Source organism: Caulobacter sp. FG7 (assembly GCF_057808875.1).
In genome coordinates this window covers 237,484-254,545 of the sequence record NZ_JBMDIW010000003.1, presented here as the reverse complement: position 1 = coordinate 254,545, position 17,062 = coordinate 237,484, and the positions used below count along the sequence as shown (strand labels likewise).

The following is a 17,062-nucleotide window of genomic DNA, read 5'->3' as shown; positions in this document are numbered from 1 at the left end:
CGATCCGGCCCAGAACCTGTTCGACGCGGTCGACGTCAACGGCCGGTTCGCGGCCCAGCGTCTTGCCGGCCAATGGTTTCAACGGCGCGGTCTGCTGGGCGCCGCGCCCGCGAGGTTCTACGAGGCCGACCCCGGCGGCCGAGCCGCGCAGGAAATCGACGCGACCGCCGCCGCGAGCCGCGGACTGTCGTCTGGAGAGACGCGGGCTCCGTTGTTTTCGGGCCCTGCCGCGCTCGACATGACATCCAGCTACGGTCGCCTGACAATCACCCGCACGCGAGACGGCTCGGCGAGGGTGGTCGTAAGCCGTTCGGACGGGGCCGCGCCCATCGTCTGTTCCTCCCCCCTCTGCCGGTCCAGGATCAGCGCCGGCGTCTGGCGGCCCGGCAGGGACCAGATCATCCTGACGCGGGTGGAGCCTGGCTATCGGCAAAGCCTCCTTGTCTGGGACGTCGCCCGCGACAAGGTCCGCCTGCTCGCAAAGGGCGACGGCGTTCTGGGCGGCGACCCGAGGGACGTCGCCCCCTGCGCCCTGACCCAGGACCTGGCGTTCTGCGTTTCGGCGACGCCACAGCATCCGCCGCGGCTGGTGGCCATCGATCTCGACGAGGGGGCCGCCAGCATCGTCGCCCAGCCGAACGCTTCGCGAGCTCTGCTGGGGGTCTCGCCGCAGAGACTGGCCTGGCGTGATCCTCAAGGGAACCAATTTACCGGCGTGTTCTTTCCGGCAGTCCCGGGGACCGGCGGCGGCAAGCCGCCGCTGTTCATCACCTACTATACCTGCCAGGGGTTCGCGCTGGGCGGGGAGGGAGACGAGTGGCCGCTCCGCGCCCTGGCCGATGCGGGGATCGCCGCCCTCTGCATCAACAAGACGAGCGTGCCGACCGACAAGCAGGACTCGGTGGCCAACTACCGGGTCGCCTTGTCAGGCGTCCGCGCCATCATCGGCCGGCTGGACGGCGAAGGCCGCATAGACGTTCGGCGGATCGGGATGGGCGGCCTGAGCTTCGGTAGCGAGGTGACCATGTGGGTCGCCACCGAATCCGACCTGCTCACAGCGGTCTCGATCAGCACGCCCCAACTCGAACCGGCCTACTACTGGATCCATGGGGTGGCCGGCCGCGACAACCACGGCCCGATGCGCGTGGCGTGGGGCCTGGGCGCGCCCGACGAGACCCCGGAGCGTTGGAAAATGGTGGCGCCGGCGCTGAAGACCGATCGCCTCCGGGCGGCCACCCTGATGCAGATGTCCGAGCAAGAATATCGCGTCGGTCCCGAGCTTCTGGCCCGCCTCTCCAACAGCACCACGCCCGTCGAGGCGTACGTCTTCGCGCAGGAACCCCACATAAAGGTCCAGCCCCGTCACAAGCTGGCGGTCTATCAGCGCAATCTCGACTGGTTTCGGTTCTGGCTGCAGGACGTCGAGGATAGCGACCCGGCCAAGTCCGAGCAGTATGTCCGATGGCGCGCGATGCGGGACCGCGCCAAGCTCTAGGACCAACGGCGCGCCCAGGATTCGACGTCGGCGATCTGCAGGATGCGGAAATAGTCCGAGCCTTTCGGGGGGCCGGTTTCGCGCAGCAGGCCCGCGAGCGCGGCCTTGTCGAGCAGGCCCGCCTGATCCAGGCGCCCGCCAAGGAGGTGACTGGCGAGCTCCCCCCGCGCCGCCTCATAGGCTGGGCCCGCGAAACCCGACAGGTTGCCCTTGGTGCGGCGATCCGCCACCAAGGGCGGTAGAGCATGGCGGAAGGCCGCTCGGGTGACCGCCCTGTCTCGGCCCCCGCGGATCCACTCCCAACTGGGGATGGAAAGGCAAAGCTCGACGATGGGCTGAGACAGCAGCGGCGTGAGCAGGGGCGCCGTCTCCGATCGCGCGAAGGCGTCGAGATAGTTGTGTGCGCTCATCAACAGCTTGAGGTGCTCCACCTTCCCCGGCAGCAAGCGCGGGCCATCCAGCCAGGGGTGAGGTTCCAAGGGCGTACCGGCCACACGTGGAGCCAGGAACCGCAGGTCCGAACGCCAGGCCTGCGCCGCCGGGGCGAAGGCGCGTTGGACCGACATGCTGCCAGCGCGCCATAGGCTGCAGTCGTGCAGCAGGGCGAGGTCCTGCACAGCGCGGATCCAGACGCCCAGCTTCCCGCGCCGGAGCGCATCGGCCGCGGGGGTCGACGAGTGGGTCTTGAAGAAGACGTTGTCACCGCCGCCGCCAGAGACGAAGGCGTCGCTCCCAAGCTCAACGGCCCGCGCCTGGAGCGTCCGATCCCAGGCCCCGAGCAGAGCATGGCCGCTCGGACGCGGACGGCGCACGCTCGGCGCCATTGTCAGATCCACGTCGCCTGGCGCCAGAGCGATCTCCTCGAGCGCCAGTCCCAGCCGTTCGGCCACGGCGCGGGCATAGAGGCGTTCATCGCCATCAAGCGCCGGCGACACCATGTTGACGCAGCGGACATCGACGTCGGCGTCCCAAAGGCAGGCGGCCAGTACCGACGAATCCAGACCGCCGGACAACTCCAGCAAGACCTTGTCACGGCCGTCCGCCCAAGCCCTGACACAGCGACGCACGAGGTCCCCAAGCGCCTGCGAGTGGTCCGCCTCGCCGTCGTCGGCCACATGGTCCCCGGGCGACCAGAGCGCACCTTCGTCAGGACGGCCCGACGACCAGGTCAGCGCCGAGCCTGGCGGCAGTTCGGCCAGGCCCTCGAAGCCCGTCCGCCGCGCGCGCCTGAACGGATAGGCCATGAAGTGGGCCACGAACGACCAGTCGATCCGTGGTGTCAGCCAGCCCAGATCGATGAGGAGCCCGACATCGTTGGACATGACGTCTACCGCTCCGACCGTGAGCCGATATGCCGACAGGGCGCCAAACGGGCTGCGGATCACGTGTGCGGCCCCGGCCGGATCGGCGAACACGGCAAGGTAATCGCCCCAGAACCCCGACACGAACGCAGCGCCGGCGGTGGACGACATCGCCTTGGCGTGGTCGGGCGAAATGGTCTTGGCGCGGCGAAAATCGGCGCGGCTGAAAACCTCGCCGAAGACCAGGCCCATGTCGTCAGGTAGCCGCACGGCTTCTGGTCGATCGCTCATCACCACGAAGTCGTGCCCCGCCAGACGCGACGTCATGCGCCGCCGTCCGAGAACCTCCGTCTCGCGCTGGCGCACCAGCTCGGCAGGGCCGCAAAGGATCAGAATGCTTGCCGTCATCTAGAGCACCAGGATCGGCGTGAAGGCCTCGATCCGCTCCAACCGATCGTTGAGCACGAGGTCTTCACACTGGAGCCAGCAGTGGGCGGCGAACGGACTGGCGATGACGCCGAAAACCAGATCGGCATGGCCGCCCCGCCGCCTCATGAACCCGCGCAACGCCAGAGAATCCAGGAGACAGACCGATCGCACGGGGACGAGGGCCCGGTGTCGCAGGAAGCGCCCGGCGAGGACGAGAGCCCGATCGGCCTCCGAACGGTGCAGGACCTCCTGATCGGCTTGCAGTTGGCTCAGGATCTTGGCGAACGGCTCGCGCCGCAGGCGTCGGCTCGTGCTCCAGATCGCTGAGGCTGCGCCTATCGCGTCAATCAGGCTTGAGCCGCCCCTAGGCGCGGGGGCGAGCTCGCGTCGTGCAGGAACGACAGGAAGACGCGGTGCGCGACGCACGTTGGGCTTCAACAGTCCCCGGCGGATCAGGGTCTCCACCTGCTCGGGGCGCCCAGCGGCCGGCCCATCCCGAACGACGGCGCTGAACGCTTCGCCTAGGGTTTCGTGGATCGTGAAGTAGCGCGCGCGGACCGTGTCGAGAAAAATGGGACGACCGGCCGCGAAGCAGTAGGCGAGGTGGTCGGGAACGACGAGATCCATGTCGGTCTCCGAGCGGACGTCCCCGGCTCGGGGACGCCGCAGTGGTTCAGGCGTCGGAAAGGCCAAGCTCGGGTTGGAGCTGGAAGCCCTCGATGTTGACGCCCATCATCCCGGCGGTGACGTCCGCGACCGCACCAAGGTCGATCACTTCCGAAGCCGTGTTGTTTTGCGTATCCATGGCTTGTCTCCCGGAACGCGAAGGCGGCGCCCTCTCGGGCGGAAAGGGCGCCGGGGGGAGGTCAGTCGTCGCTGATGCCGGTGGCCGGCTGCTGGACGAAGCCCTCGATGTCGCTGAGCTTGCCGCCCTGCGTTTCGACGGCGACGGCGCCCAGGTCGATCAGGGCGTCTTCGATGTGGTCTTCGATCCGTTCCATGACGGTCTCCTTCTCTAGGTCACGCCCACCGTGACAGTTGAACGGTGCGACCACAGGTAGAGAACCCGAAGGAAATAACGCCGGAATTTTCCGATTATTCCGCAGGGCGCCGCGGGTCGCGGTCACTGAGGCCATGGAGGCTGCGGACGATCGCGGGCACCAGCCGAAGGCGGCGGCGGTGATAGGCGACGAGCGCCTGACGCAGCGCCGCGGATGACCCGGCGGCGGCCAGGCCTCGCAGCTCCTGGGTTTCCTCCTGGAACTCGGGGACCAGCTCCAGCTCCGCGCAGCGTGGGCGATGCAGGCGATCGCTGGCGCCGGCCACGGCCCACTCGACCTCGACATTGCCGCTGCGGGCGGCCAGGCGCGCGAACAGGTCCTCAAGGGCTGCGATCGGACCATCGCCCGCGGGAGCGTCAGGCGAGATAGCCGGCTCGCCGCCCGCCGACCTTGCGGCGTTGACCAGGAGGGCGACGTTCCATTGGTAGAGGTCCGACAGGTCCGGCTCCGTCAGACGGGGAACAAGGAAGCCCTCGCCGGGCAGGGCGGTGAGCAGCCGCTCGCCCACCAGGCGGTGCAGGGCCGCGCGCACCGGCGTGGCGCTGGCCCCGAACCGCCGCGAAAGCTCGGGGACGTCGATGCGTTCGCCGGGCCGCAGGGCGCTTTCAGACAGCAGGAAGGTCTTGATCGAGAGGTAGACGCGTTCACCGGTGCCGGGCCGATCGATCATCAGGCTTAACTCCCTGGACGCCACGCAACGCAGCACGCCGAAAGGCGGGCCGCTGTCGCCAGGTCCTGTCGCGCCAGGTCCTTTCGTCCAGGGGCCCGCCAAAGGGGCGTGAGGATGGAAGCATCGATCGCCGATGGCACCTCCCCGAAATTCCCCCGCGAATTTTGGGGGGTGGATTTTCCGGGACCTAAAGTAGGCCCAGGGTCCGGAAGCTGGCGACCGTTTCGGCGCCGACGATCAGGTGATCATGGACGAGCACGCCCAGGGCCTTGCCGGCGCTGGCGACCGCGCGCGTCATCTCGATGTCGGGCTTCGAGGGCGTGGGATCGCCCGAGGGATGGTTGTGGGCCAGGACGAGGGCGCTGGCCCCCGTCTCCAGGGCCCGCCGCAGGACTTCACGGACATAGACCGGCGCATGGTCCACCGTGCCCTTGCCCAAGGCTTCGGCCAGGATCAGCTGGTTCTTCCTGTCCAGAAAAGCGGCCCAGATCTCCTCTCGCGGCAGGCCTCGGAGCTTGGCCCGGAAGAAGGCGGCGACCGCCCCGAACGAAGACATTACCGGCCGCGCGCTCAGCGTCGCCAGGCTGACCCGGCCGGCCGCCTCGCGCAGGATCTTGAAGTTGAGGATGGTCGCCTCGCCGACGTGGCGGCGCAGTTCGGCGCGGTCGGCGGCGAGCACGCCGGCCAGGCCGCCGAACCGCTCGACCAGACGCATGGCCAATTCGCAACCTTCGGTCGGTTCGTCCTGGGCCAGATGCAAGTGAAGGATCTCGGCGTCCTGCATGACGTCGACCCCGAAGCGCGCGGCGAAGTCGAGGACCTTCTGGCGCGACGGCGCCCACCGTCCCGGGGTTTCGGGCGTGAAGAGGCTGGGCTGGGCCGTCGCCTCGCGCACATTGGCGGTCTCGGCGGCGACGTCGGTGAGGGCAGGGGAGGCGGACATGGCGTCCTCCGATCTGGCGGCGCCGGACCCCATGCCCGGATCGCTCGCCCCCCTCGCCCTGGCTTTTTCTTTCACGCCGCCGCCGGCGACAGACTTTGGACCGGCCAGCGGGCCAGGACCGCCGAAAGCACCGCTGGCTTGTCGACGGGCACGAAGACCCGCGGCGTATAGGCGATGATCTCCACGAAGCAGCCGAGATTGACGAACACCTGCCGCTGGGCGCCGGCCCCGACCACCTCGATGCGCCAGCGGTCCATGACCCGCGCCCGGCGCAGCCACAGGCCGCCGGCCAGCGCCAGCGACGCGCCGTCCTGCAGGACCGAGCGCTGCGCGAACCGCGGCTCGCCGAGGGTCTGGGCCGCGTCGCCAAGCCCCAGGGCCAGTTTCAGCGGCGGGACCTGCAAGGGGTCCAGCACCCGGCCCAGCCACCGGCGCCCGTCCGGGGCCTTGATGCGTCGCACGCTGGCCTGGCGGCTGGGCAGGCTCGACCACACCGGCAGCAGAAGGCCGGTGACCAGCACGATCTCGCGGGTGGTGAACGGGTCGGCCGCTTCGAGTTCGGCGCGCCAGGCCGCCGACCAGGTCGCCTCGTCAACGCTCTCCCAGGCCGACTCCTCGAAAGTCTTGAGCGGCGTGGTGACACGCTTTTCGGGCCGCACCAGGCGCACGGCCGGGGTCAGGCGATCGTCGTCGTCGGTCGTGGTCAGGCCTTGCACCGCCAGGGCGGCGCGGCCGGACTTGCGATTGACGCAGTAGAGCAGGGCGGCGCGGTCCAGGCCTAAGAGGGCCTCCTCGACGCTGACCAGGCTTCGCCGCGTGCGCAGCGAGAATCGCGTCAGGCGCGTCTGCGCCCTTGTCATCACGTCGGTGCGGAGGGTCTCCTCGCCCAGGACCACCAGCTCGTCGGCGACGATGTCCTCCACGCCCCGGTCCAGGGCGCCCGTGGCGGCGGCCCGTTCGAGAATGCCCGCCAGGATGAGGTCGAAGGCGGCGAACAGACCGTTCTGGTCGGCGATGCGCAGGGCCAGCAGCCGGTTGAGGAAGGTGTTCATCGGCGGCAGATCGTCGGACGATCGCAGATTGCCCTGGCCGTCGAGCAGGGACAGGCCCGTCTTGGTCTCGAACGTCGGGCGGTCCATGGCCTCCACCTCGCCGTGGTGGAGGGCGACATAGAAGGCCTGCAGGGCGCGGTGGGCCCACGGGCTTTCCAGGTTGTCCTCGGCTCGGAAGAGCCCGGCGCCGGCGGTGCGCCGCTCGCCGCGGGTCAGGGCCCCCAGGCTGTCGAGCCGCCGCGCGATGGTCGACAAGAAGCGCTTTTCGCCGTGGATGTCGGTCGTCACCGGTCGAAAGAGCGGGGCGCTGGCCTGGTTGGTGCGGTGCGAGCGGCCCAGGCCTTGGATGGCCGCGTCGGCCCGCCAGCCTGGCTCGACCAGGTAGTGGACCCGGCGCTGCTGGTTAGCCGCCGACAGGTCGGCGTGATAGCTGCGCCCGGTGCCGCCGGCGTCGGAGAACACAAGCACGCGCTTGGCCCCCGACATGAAGGCGTCGGTCTCGGCCTTGGCCGCCGAGGCGCTGCGGCGTTCGACGACACGGCGGTCCTCCCGCCGTACGATCCGCCGGCCCCGCCCGGTGACCTCGGCCACCAGGTCGGGTCCAAGGGCGTCGAGCACCGCGTCCAGCACACCCGGCGCGGCGGGCAGGCAGGCCAGTTCGGCCACCAGCTGCTCGCGCAGCGCCAGGGCCTCCTGGCTGTAGATCGGTCGGCCGTCCTCCACCATCGGCACGAGGGTCACCGAGCCGTCGTCGTTGTTGATGGCGCTCATCGCCTGGATCGGGAAGGCGGCCATCAGGTAGTCGAGCACCTGGTCCTTGGGTGTGAGATCGACGGTCAGGTTGTTCCATTCCTCGGCGGGGATCTGCGCCAGGCGTCGCTCCATCACCGCCTCGTTGGTGCTGACCACCTGCACCACGCTGGATCGGCCGGCGGCGAGGTCGGCGCGGATCGCCGCGATCAGGCTGGGGGCCTTAAGGCCGGCCAGCAGGTGGCCGAAGAACCGAAGCTTGGTCCCCTCGAAGGCCGACATCACCGCCGAGGCGGCCTGGCCGCCGCGGGCCGCGCCGTTCTCGTCGAGCACGCCGGTGGCTTTCAGCGCCTGCCGAAGATTTTTATGGATCAGCTGGTATGCGTCGGCCCAGCGATCCCAGATCAGGATGTCGTCGGCCGACAGGGCGTGCGGCAAGGCCTCGTACTCGACGCCGTCGAACGACAGCGAGCGGGCGATGTAAAGACCCAGCGCCTTCAGTTCCCGGGCGATCAGCTCCATGACCGCCACGCCGCCGGCCTCGACCGCTTCCAGGAAGGCCTCGCGCGTGGTGAACGGCGCCTCGGTCCCGCCCCACAGCCCCAGGCGAGCGGCATAGGCCAGGTTTTCCGGCGTCGTCGCCCCGGTGGCCGAGACATAGAGCACCCGGGCGTTGGGCAGGCGGTTCTGCAAGGCCAGCCCCGCCTGGCCCTGCAGCGAGGCCTTCTTAGGGCCGCGGCCGCCCTTGGCCCCGCCGGCGGCGTTGGCCATGGCGTGGGCCTCGTCGAAGACGATCACCCCGTCGAAGTCCTCGCCCAGCCAGGCGACGATCTGGTCCAGGCGCGAGGGCCGGTCCCCGCGGGCCGGTTGGCGCAGGGTGGCGTAGGTCGAATAGAGGACGCCGCGCTCGAGCCGGATGGCCTCGCCCTGCTTCCAGCCGCTCTGTGGGACGATGTCCTGGCCCTGGCCGCCGATCGCGCCCCAGTCTCGACGGGCGTCTTCCAGCAGGGCGTCGTTCTTGGAGAGCCACAGGGCGCGCAGGCGGCCCTGGGCCATGTTGTCGGCGATGATCCCGGCGATCTGGCGGCCCTTGCCGCAGCCAGTCCCGTCGCCCAGGAAGAAGCCGCGCCGGAAGCTGACCGCATCGTCGGCGTCGGCGCCGACCGCGACGGCCTGGTGGGCGGCCTGGCCGATCCGCCAGCGGCCCGGCAGGGTCTGGGCGTGGGCCTCGCCGGCGTAGACAATCGTCTCCAGCTGGGCGTCCGACAGGCAGTGGGCGTCGATCAGGCTGGTGGGCAAGAGCGGCCGATAGGTCGGGACGGGCGGAGCGACCGAGGCCATCGGCCCGGACTCGACCAGCGGCGAGGGATGGGCAGCCGCCCCGGCGATGGCGATGCGCCCCAGGCGGTAGGCCTGATAAAGGCCGACATCGACGCCCTCGCCCCGCCAGTCGATGACCGCGTAGTCGAGGGTCCGGGTCTGCGCCAGCAGCGCCAGCCGGCGGCCCGGACAGGCCGGGCCGCGCTCGCGGGCGACGAACGCCGCCGGCTGGACGAGCGTGCGGAAGATCCTCGGCTTGACGCTGGGCCGGCCGGGCAAGGCGGCGACCCTGCCGACCGCTTCGGCCAGGTCGTCGCAGGAATGCAGGGGCGCGATCGGTCCGGCCGCGCCGCGGTCGAGCACCAGAAGGCCCGTCTCCACCGAGGTCCCCTGGCCGGCGAAGGCGCGTGCGGGCAAGCCGATCCGGCCCACGATCGTGCCGCGCGCGGCCAGACCCGCCAGTATGGCCTCGGCCTTGAGCCGGGCCAGCGGCACGATGGCCGCCAGGCGCCCGCCGTCGGCCAGGGTGTCGAGCGCGGCGTGCAGATGCGCCTCCAGCGGCCCGAACGGCGGATTGCACAGCACCACGTCGAAGCCGCCCGCCCCCGGCAGACGGTCCTTCAGTTCGACCGCGTCGTTGCGCGTGCGCGGCGCGGCCGCAAACAGGCCGTCCAGCAGGCCCGCCCGCTGGGGCGAAAGCTCGTTGAGGGTCAGGCTCGCGCCACAGACCTCGGCCAGGATGGCCATCAGACCCGTGCCCGCCGAAGGCTCGAGCACCTTGTCGCCGCCGCGCACCTGGCCGGCCAGGGCGGCGAGGGCGCAAAGCTGCGGCGGGGTGGAGAACTGATCCAGCGCCACCTGCTCGTCATCGCGGCGGGTCTGGGTCGGACAGAGCGCGGCGAGACCCTCGAGCAGGGCGCAGATCTCGGCAGGGGCGTCCTCAAGGCGCGCCAGCTGCGCCGAAAGTCGACGAATCTGCAGCACGAGGGCCGCCTCGCACGCGTCATAGGCGTCGCGCCAGGACCAGGCGCCCTCGGCGTCGCTGGCCCCGAAGGTCAGGGTCATCACAGAAGCCAGGAGCTTACGGTCCAGGCGGCGCGAGCGGTTGAGATGGGGAACCAGGGCGCGGGCCGCGGCCAACAGGTTGGCGACGGCGTCGCTGGCGTCGTCGGCGAACAGCGACAGGGGCGAAGGGGACGAGGCGGTCATCGGACAGGGCCTTTGCTCACCCGCCGCGGAAGGCTCCTCCTCCCAGACCCGGCGGGCTCGCCCGCCCCGGCCCTGCCTCTTCCTCGTGGAACCGTCCCGAGCCAGGCCAGCAGAATGCGAGCCCCCGCCCGGAGGGCGGGGGCTCGCGCCGTCAGGCCGCGATCACCGACGCAGCCTCGTCCTTATCGTCGGCGGCGTCGACGTCGCCTTCGGCCGAGCCGGCCTCAAGCGCCTGGCCGGTCATGACGCGAGCCATGGGGCCGGTCACGGGGCCGGCGTCGTCCCCGACGGCGGTCTTAGGTCGCTCTTCCGCCGCCTCGACCCGCGGCTCGGCCGACGCCCAGGACAGGGCGGCCGGCGCCCAGCGCCGCTGCGCGGCCGCATCCGCCACCAGGATGACCAGGTCGTCCTTCTTCAGGCCCGCGGCGCGATCATCCTCGACCTCCATGGCCGACAGCATGGCCAGGAGCTGCTTTTTGGAATGCAGCGCCAGGAACGGGACGTCGGCGCACCAATGGGCCGAGAGGTCGGTGTCGCAAAGGGCGGCGATCTCGACCGCTTCGGCCCGCGCGCTGCGCCGGATCAGGGTGTTGCGCACCTCCTTCAGGTCCACGGACACCGCCACCAGTTCGGCCAGCAGCGCCATCTTCTCCCCATGCGGCAGGCCGTCGACGAAGCCTATGGGACGAAGGCCCGAGGCCAGATAGGCCTCGCGCCTCGCCGCCAGGCGCTCGAACACCTCGCCGTCGAGGGCCGGCATCGGCGGCGCGCCCCTGCGGGCGTAGGCGCTGGCCTCCACGGTCAGGGCCGACTCGCTGGGGCGGCTTGTCCCGCGCAGGGCCAGGCATTTGAAGAGCTGGGCCAGGAGAGCGGAGAGGGCGGCGGCGGGATTGTCGGCCAGATCCCGGATCAGGCCGCGCGTGGCGATATCGGTCCGGGTCTCGTGCAGGTGGTGTCCGGCCCCGTCCAGCTCGACGCTCACCTTTGCCGCCGCGATGTCCGGCGGGCCGGCCGAGGCGGCGATGCGCGGCGCGGTTTCGTCATCGATCTCATCCTCATCAAGGATCTCCTCGACCTCCTTCCGGAAGAAGCGGGCCTCGACTCCGAGATCGGCGCTGGGCGACAGCAAGAGCGCCCCCAGTTCTCCTCGGCCCAGACCAGCGGCGGCCAGCGCGGCGTCCGCCGTGATCAGCTCGACCATGGCGTCCAAAGCCGCCTCGCTGTCGAACGTCATCGCCTTCAGCCGGACCCTGGCCGCGTCGAGCGCCTCGCGCGCACTGGCTCGCGCGACCTTCTGAGCGTCGGTGAGGTCGCCGTGATAGACGTATGGCAGGGTCTCGTAGCCGTCAGGCGCGGCGACGCCGCCGTCCGGCCCGCTGAACACCGTCAGCCCCAGCGCGACCAGCTTGTCTGCGAGTTCATCGACCCGCGACTGCCACAGCCGCTGCAGAAGATCCGGATCGAGCACGACGTCGGGCATTTCGCCGAAGAGGTCGCTGCTGGAGCCGCCGCCGGCCGCGGTGTAGCGGGCCATGCCGACCAGCGCCACGCGCGGGTCCTTCACGCTGACCCGTCCGCCCTCGACGCGGGCGCGCAGCTGGTAGTCCTGCAGGTGGCCGTCCAGGGCGGCTTGGGCGAGCTGGCCCTGCTGGGCCTTGTCGTCGATGCGCGCGAAGAGCTTGACCTGTTTGAGGGTCAGGCGACCCTGGCGGAAGGCGTCGAGCACCTTGGCGTGCACGCCGGCCAGGGCTTCCAGGCGGCGGATCTCGACGACGTCATAGCCCAGGGCCTTGCCGATGGCGGCCGTATCCATGCGGGCCTTGCGGAACTTGCCGATGGCCAGGATCACCGCGGCGGTGTGGATCGGCGCGCGCTCGGTGTTGGGCAGGACCAGGGCGGCGGCCTGGGCGGCCTTGCTCACCGCCACCTGGCAGGCGACCAGATGATCGTCGTCGATGTCGCCGCGATCTCGGCGCAGCAGCAGCGCCATGCGACGCCGGCGGCCGTCCAGCACCATGAACGGCGCCTCGCCCTTGCGGCCGGGTCGCACGATCGGCGCGATCAGGACCCCGGCCGCACCGATGGTGTCGGCCAGTTGAGGAATGTCATCGTCGACCGGCTCGTCGAAGCGAAGATTCTCCTGCGCCAGGTCCAGGTCCCCCAGGCGGACGCTGAGCATCTGGAAGTCCTGGAGCTTGGCCTCTGGAGCGGCGGGCTCGCCAGAGGCGGTCGGGACGGTGCGGGTCTTGGTCATGTCGAAGCTCCCGCGCCGGGCCAGGCCCATCCTGGATCCTCGGCGCGCCCGCGCCGGCCCTGCCTTTGTCCTTTTGGTCAGAGCTCGGCCTTGGCCGCCTCGTCCCAGTCGCCGATGCCAGGCGGGGGCAGGGCGATCCGGGACCTCACGCCGCCATCGCCCAGCGCCTCGGCCAGTTGCCTGGCCGAGGCCTCGCCGTCAGGACCCCGATCGGCGGCGATCAGCACCAAGCGCACGCCCGCGGGCGGCCGCCAGCGCCGCAGGTTCGAGGTCGACAGCAGCGCCCAGGCCGGAAGGGCGAACCGATGTCGGGCGGCCAGGGCCGTGAACACCCCTTCGGCCACCAGCAGATCCGGCCCCGCCGCATCAAGGCGCACGGCGCTGCCAGCCGGGATCAGGCCGACGGTCTTGCGCGGCAGGGTCAGGTCGATGGCGCGCCGTCCGCCGGGGGTCAGATAGGTGAGCTCGACGGCGGTGACCGTCCCGTCCGGACCAAGCACGCCGGCCATCAGGGCCGGGCGCGTGGCCCCTGTCGGCCGATAGACCGCGAGCGGCGCGGCCGGATGATGGCGCAGCGCGTCAGGTCCGGGGATGTCGCCCGCGACGCCGCGACCTCGGCAGTGGCGTTCGGACAGCGTGCCGGCGACAGGCCGGCCCTGGCGCCAAAGCCGCAGGGCCGCGTCGCGGCGCGCTGTGCGCCCCCGATCCGAAGCGGTCTCGATCGGCGCCGCCGCCGCGGTCCAGTCTCCGGATGGTCCCAGCAAACCAAGGTCGCGCAGATGATCGCGCACCGCGCGCCAGTCGCCGCCCGCGAAACTATGGACGATGACCCGGCCGTCGCGCTCCAGCAGCGACACCGAGCGATCGCGCCGACTGTGGCCGGGGGCGGGGATGTTGGCGCGGCGACCTCCGTCATAGAGGTCGCCGCCCAAGCGGCGGACGATGGCGCGCAACGACATGGGCAGGACTCCTCGGCCGCATCCGGCGGCCCGCCCGCCCAAGCCCTGGCTTGGCCTTTGTCACGGCGGCCCCTCAAGCGCTCCGGCCGGGCGTCCGCGCCCCCAGGCCGGTCAGGCGCAGCGACAGGCGCCCGCCGCTTATACGGATAACCGCATAATCGGTCGTTATACGGTTATCCGTATACCCTTGATTTATACGCGATGCCGTATAATCTTGCACTATACGCAATGGCGTATAAAGGTCGGAGACACGCCGTGGACATCATCGTCCGGAACGAAAGTCAGCTCGCCGCCAGCCTCAAGCGCTATCGCAAGAAGGCCGATCTGACCCAGACCGAACTGGGCCGCGCCGCCCAGCTGCGCCAGGCCACCATCTCCGAGCTCGAAGCCGGCAAGGGCGCCACTCTGGAGACCCTTTTCACGGTTCTGGCCGTGCTCAATCTCGAACTGGTCGTGCGGCCTCGCCGAACCGTCGACGACGCCGCGTTGGCGGACCTCTTCTGATGGCCCGCCGCTCGCGCCACAGCCCGCTGGCCGTCTACATGAACGGCCGGCGGGTCGGGCTGCTGCGTCGTGAACCCAGCGGGGCCGTCGACTTCACCTACGACGCCGAATGGCTGACGGTAGGCGCCGCCTTGCCCGTTTCGCTGTCCCTGCCGCTGCGCGAGGACCGCTACATCGGCGCGCCGGTGATGGCCGTCTTCGACAACCTGCTGCCCGACAACATCGACATTCGCAGCCGCGTCGCGGCCAGGGTGGGCGCTGAAGGCATCGATGCCTACAGCCTGCTGTCGGCGCTGGGCCGCGACTGCGTGGGGGCTCTGCAATTTCTCCCCGAGAGCGCGCCGGCGCCGGTTGTCGGCCAGGTGGAGGGCCTGCCCATGACCGAGGCGGCCATCGCCAGGATCCTGGCCAATCTGGCCCGGGCGCCGCTGGGTCTGGAGCCCGACGATGATTTTCGCATATCGATCGCCGGCGCGCAGGAAAAGACCGCCTTCCTGCGCCAGGACGGCCAATGGCTGCGACCGTTGGGCGCGACCCCGACCACCCACATCTTCAAGCCGCAGATCGGTCGCCTGCCCAATGGCCTGGACCTCTCCAACAGCGTGGAGAACGAATACCTCTGCCTGACCCTGCTGGCGGCGTGGGGCTTGCCCAGCGCCGCCGTCGAGATGGCCAGCTTCGAGGACCGGCGGGTTCTGGTCGTCGAGCGGTTCGACCGCTTCCACGACCGCGATCATCGCCTCCTGCGCCGCCCCCAGGAGGACTTCTGCCAGGCCCTCTCCACGCCGTGGGTGGGCAAGTACGAGGCCGACGGCGGCCCCGGCGTCCTCAAAGGCCTGGACCTGCTGGCCGCGAGCGACACGCCCGCCAACGATCGCCTGGCCTTCCTGAAGGCCCAGGTCGTCTTCTGGCTGCTGGGGGCCACCGACGGCCACGCCAAGAACTTCAGCCTCTTCCTGCAACCGGGCGGCGGCTTTCGGATGACCCCGCTCTACGACGTCCTGTCGGCCGAGCCCAGTCGCGCCGCCCGTCAGATCGAGCCCAAGCAGATGAAGCTGGCCATGGCCGTCGGCGAGCGGCGACATTACCGTGTCGGCGACGTCGCCCCGCGTCACTTCGTCCAAAGCGGCGCGGCCGGCGGCCTGGATCCTGAGGCCGTCCGCAAGATGCTGGCCCACCTGGCGCAGGCGGGCCCTGCGGGGCTGGACCGGGTGCTGGCCTCGCTTCCGGCGGACTTTCCGGCCGCCGTCAGCGGCCCGATCGCCCAGGCGGCCCATGCCCGGCTGGCTCAGATCGGCCGATACCTGGATGGCGACGCCGCGACCAAGGCTTGAGCCTCCCGCCGCCGACGCGGCCAATGTCCAGCGATGCGGCGCGAAAAATCGCCGCTCTGGCGCATGAAGCGCCGTCATCAGGACCATTCCCCTAGTCCCTGCGCGAGGAGGGCGCTTTTGGCGGCGCCTTGGCCAAGCGATCCTTGAGCCCATAGAGACTGGGCAAAAGCTTCAGGCCGCCGAACCGCTCCCGTTCGCACATGGCGCGCAGATAGCCGCCGGCCGAGCTGCGGATCTCCCCATCCTTCCAACGGGCCAGCACGGTGGCCAGGGCTATGGCGGCCCTGTTCCTGCCCATGGCCTCGCGCGCCTCGCGCACGGCCGACAGGTTGATCCCCATCAGGGGCGCGGCCCGGCCGACCGCGTCGACGAGGTCCTCCCACTGGGCCTGGGCCGGATCGGCCAGGAAGTCGTCCAGCTCGGGCACGGCCTCGAGCACCAGCGACAGCGGGATGACCTCCTCGCTGATCGCGGCCTCCACTGCCGCCGGGTCAGCCTCCGCCGCCCGGCGGGCCGATCGCGCCGAGGGCTCGACTACCTCCTTTCGAGGAGAAGAATACGTTGCTCCTGCGGATCTAGGCTGGGTTGTAGGTTCTTTCTGGGCTTCGTCCACGACGCCCCTGGGCTCATTTTGAATGGATTTGCGAGCCTTCACCCAGGCCGCGTCCACCGCCGCCAGCAGCGCCTGGAACGTCTCGTGCAGCGCCTCAAGCTCGGCAAGGCTGGGGGTGCGCGGCAGCCGGCCAAGCGCCTGGTCGACGGCGCCGGCCCAGTCATAGCCGCCAAAGCCGCGATGGACGGCGTCGGCGCAGACGGTGCGGATCTCGCGGCGGATCTCCCCGAGCTTGCGCTTGAGGTGGCGGCGCTGGGCCTGCTCAAGTCCCCGCGCGGCGGCCAGGTCGGCGAACTCGTCCCAGCGCGCGGCCATGGGCGCCAGGTCAAAGCCGAAGGCCTCGACGATGAAGCCGCGCTCGTCGCGCCAGCCCCAGCGCTTGCCGTTGCCGCTGTCCTTCATGTGCACCAGGCCGGCGCGAACGGCCAGGCGGATCAGGCCCTGGACGCAGCTGCGCGAGCGCTGCAGCTCCTCGCAGAGCGCATCGTTGGACGGCCAGGCCAGGGGATGGGTGCGACCCGTCCAGTCCTGCTCGGCGGTGACCCGCACCAGGGCGCGGATCAGGCGCACGAGACCGTCGCCGTACCCCAGGCGGGGCGCGGCGCGCTCGAACCGGTCAAGCAGCATGGCCTTGGAGACGCCCTCCGGCAGGCCCTGGTAGGTTTCGGCGAGCCTTGCGGCCGCCCACTGGGCGTCCGCCAGACGGCGCACGTCTCCCACCCCGTTCGAGACGGTCTGCATTTTCTGCTCCTCCTTGGGGAGGCCGCAGGCGCACAGGTTCCCGTCGCGCGAACGCGCGTTTTTGGATTGCAGCGATGTCGGTGATTCGGTTAGAAAGAGCAGGAACTAGGAGCTCGGTCGGGGTTGGCGCCCCGTCTAGCGAATGACCTGGAGAACCCGGCGCGTTACAGCGAGCCGGGTTTTTCTATGCGCTCACGGCGTGTTTCCTTTCCTCATCGCCCCCGTCGAAATAGACCTCGAACACGTGCTCGAGGGCGTCCATCCGATTGGCGAAGCCCCGCTCGGCCTTCATCGCGTCAAGCAGTTCGATGAAGCGTTTGCCGACCATGCCGTTCAGCTGAGCCTTGCCGGCCGCACGGGCCTCGGCGCGAAGGCGCTTCTGGTATTCAGCCTGGTATGCAAGATCGCGAGCGGTCTTCATGGCCCC

At 70.3% G+C, this 17,062-nt stretch carries 14 protein-coding genes; 3 read left to right on the top strand and 11 right to left on the bottom strand.

Features of this window, described 5'->3' with window-relative positions; genetic code table 11:
* Positions 1-1,495: prolyl oligopeptidase family serine peptidase (locus ACODR1_RS04280; protein WP_488879333.1), on the top strand; the 1,495-nt coding region annotated here is incomplete at its 5' end.
* Here ACODR1_RS04280 and ACODR1_RS04275 read toward each other — a convergent pair.
* The 9 genes from ACODR1_RS04275 to ACODR1_RS04235 form a co-directional block, all read right to left on the bottom strand.
* Entirely contained in the window at positions 1,492-3,204 is a 1,713-nt protein-coding gene (locus tag ACODR1_RS04275; RefSeq protein WP_488879332.1) for an asparagine synthase-related protein, read from the bottom strand. The genes ACODR1_RS04280 and ACODR1_RS04275 overlap by 4 nt on opposite strands.
* Positions 3,205-3,852 carry a lasso peptide biosynthesis B2 protein gene (locus tag ACODR1_RS04270; RefSeq protein ID WP_488879331.1) on the bottom strand — a complete coding sequence of 216 codons (648 nt, stop codon included), beginning with the start codon at positions 3,850-3,852 and terminating at the stop codon, positions 3,205-3,207.
* Between the two features lie 46 nt (positions 3,853-3,898).
* A complete protein-coding gene (locus ACODR1_RS04265) occupies positions 3,899-4,030 on the bottom strand; it encodes a hypothetical protein (protein ID WP_488879330.1) in 132 nt (43 codons plus the stop codon).
* Positions 4,031-4,091: 61 nt separating this feature from the next.
* Entirely contained in the window at positions 4,092-4,226 is a 135-nt protein-coding gene (locus ACODR1_RS04260) for a benenodin family lasso peptide (protein WP_277792967.1), read from the bottom strand.
* Positions 4,227-4,320: 94 nt separating this feature from the next.
* Positions 4,321-4,956, bottom strand: a complete 636-nt coding sequence (locus ACODR1_RS04255) for a GntR family transcriptional regulator (protein WP_488879329.1) — start codon at positions 4,954-4,956, stop codon at positions 4,321-4,323.
* A 187-nt stretch (positions 4,957-5,143) separates the two neighbouring features.
* Complete coding sequence (locus ACODR1_RS04250) at positions 5,144-5,899, bottom strand: JAB domain-containing protein (protein ID WP_488879328.1); 756 nt, start codon at positions 5,897-5,899, stop codon at positions 5,144-5,146.
* 71 nt (positions 5,900-5,970) lie between these two features.
* Positions 5,971-10,230, bottom strand: a complete 4,260-nt coding sequence (locus tag ACODR1_RS04245) for a strawberry notch-like NTP hydrolase domain-containing protein (protein WP_488879327.1) — start codon at positions 10,228-10,230, stop codon at positions 5,971-5,973.
* Positions 10,231-10,381: 151 nt separating this feature from the next.
* Positions 10,382-12,484 (bottom strand): chromosome partitioning protein ParB, encoded by a 2,103-nt coding sequence (locus tag ACODR1_RS04240; RefSeq protein WP_488879326.1) that lies wholly within the window; start codon positions 12,482-12,484, stop codon positions 10,382-10,384.
* A gap of 77 nt (positions 12,485-12,561) precedes the next feature.
* The gene (locus tag ACODR1_RS04235; protein ID WP_488879325.1) at positions 12,562-13,443 is read right to left on the bottom strand and encodes a DUF7146 domain-containing protein; all 882 of its coding nucleotides are present in this window, start codon (positions 13,441-13,443) and stop codon (positions 12,562-12,564) included.
* Between the two features lie 255 nt (positions 13,444-13,698).
* Between ACODR1_RS04235 and ACODR1_RS04230 the strand changes: the two genes are divergently transcribed.
* Both ACODR1_RS04230 and ACODR1_RS04225 read left to right on the top strand, forming a co-directional pair.
* A complete protein-coding gene (locus tag ACODR1_RS04230) occupies positions 13,699-13,947 on the top strand; it encodes a helix-turn-helix transcriptional regulator (RefSeq protein ID WP_488879324.1) in 249 nt (82 codons plus the stop codon).
* Positions 13,947-15,281: a type II toxin-antitoxin system HipA family toxin gene (locus ACODR1_RS04225; RefSeq protein ID WP_488879323.1), complete on the top strand. Its 1,335-nt coding sequence runs from the start codon at positions 13,947-13,949 to the stop codon at positions 15,279-15,281. The genes ACODR1_RS04230 and ACODR1_RS04225 overlap by 1 nt, the downstream gene beginning before the upstream one ends.
* Positions 15,282-15,372: 91 nt before the next feature.
* Here ACODR1_RS04225 and repC read toward each other — a convergent pair whose 3' ends face one another.
* Positions 15,373-16,635 (bottom strand): plasmid replication protein RepC, encoded by a 1,263-nt coding sequence (repC, locus tag ACODR1_RS04220; protein WP_488879322.1) that lies wholly within the window; start codon positions 16,633-16,635, stop codon positions 15,373-15,375.
* A 184-nt stretch (positions 16,636-16,819) separates the two neighbouring features.
* Positions 16,820-17,056 (bottom strand): transcriptional regulator, encoded by a 237-nt coding sequence (locus tag ACODR1_RS04215; RefSeq protein ID WP_116491645.1) that lies wholly within the window; start codon positions 17,054-17,056, stop codon positions 16,820-16,822.
* Positions 17,057-17,062: the final 6 nt, after the last annotated feature.

Bases quoted from the DNA above. Each gene is read 5' to 3' on its own strand.
- ACODR1_RS04270 (WP_488879331.1), bottom strand. From the start codon at position 3,852: ATGGATCTCGTCGTTCCCGACCACCTCGCCTACTGCTTCGCGGCCGGT.
- ACODR1_RS04235 (WP_488879325.1), bottom strand. From the start codon at position 13,443: ATGTCGTTGCGCGCCATCGTCCGCCGCTTGGGCGGCGACCTCTATGAC.
- ACODR1_RS04245 (WP_488879327.1), bottom strand. From the start codon at position 10,230: ATGACCGCCTCGTCCCCTTCGCCCCTGTCGCTGTTCGCCGACGACGCC.
- ACODR1_RS04240 (WP_488879326.1), bottom strand. From the start codon at position 12,484: ATGACCAAGACCCGCACCGTCCCGACCGCCTCTGGCGAGCCCGCCGCT.
- ACODR1_RS04275 (WP_488879332.1), bottom strand. From the start codon at position 3,204: ATGACGGCAAGCATTCTGATCCTTTGCGGCCCTGCCGAGCTGGTGCGC.
- ACODR1_RS04260 (WP_277792967.1), bottom strand. From the start codon at position 4,226: ATGGAACGGATCGAAGACCACATCGAAGACGCCCTGATCGACCTGGGC.
- ACODR1_RS04215 (WP_116491645.1), bottom strand. From the start codon at position 17,056: ATGAAGACCGCTCGCGATCTTGCATACCAGGCTGAATACCAGAAGCGC.
- ACODR1_RS04255 (WP_488879329.1), bottom strand. From the start codon at position 4,956: ATGATCGATCGGCCCGGCACCGGTGAACGCGTCTACCTCTCGATCAAG.
- ACODR1_RS04250 (WP_488879328.1), bottom strand. From the start codon at position 5,899: ATGTCCGCCTCCCCTGCCCTCACCGACGTCGCCGCCGAGACCGCCAAT.
- repC (WP_488879322.1), bottom strand. From the start codon at position 16,635: ATGCAGACCGTCTCGAACGGGGTGGGAGACGTGCGCCGTCTGGCGGAC.
- ACODR1_RS04225 (WP_488879323.1), top strand. From the start codon at position 13,947: ATGGCCCGCCGCTCGCGCCACAGCCCGCTGGCCGTCTACATGAACGGC.
- ACODR1_RS04265 (WP_488879330.1), bottom strand. From the start codon at position 4,030: ATGGATACGCAAAACAACACGGCTTCGGAAGTGATCGACCTTGGTGCG.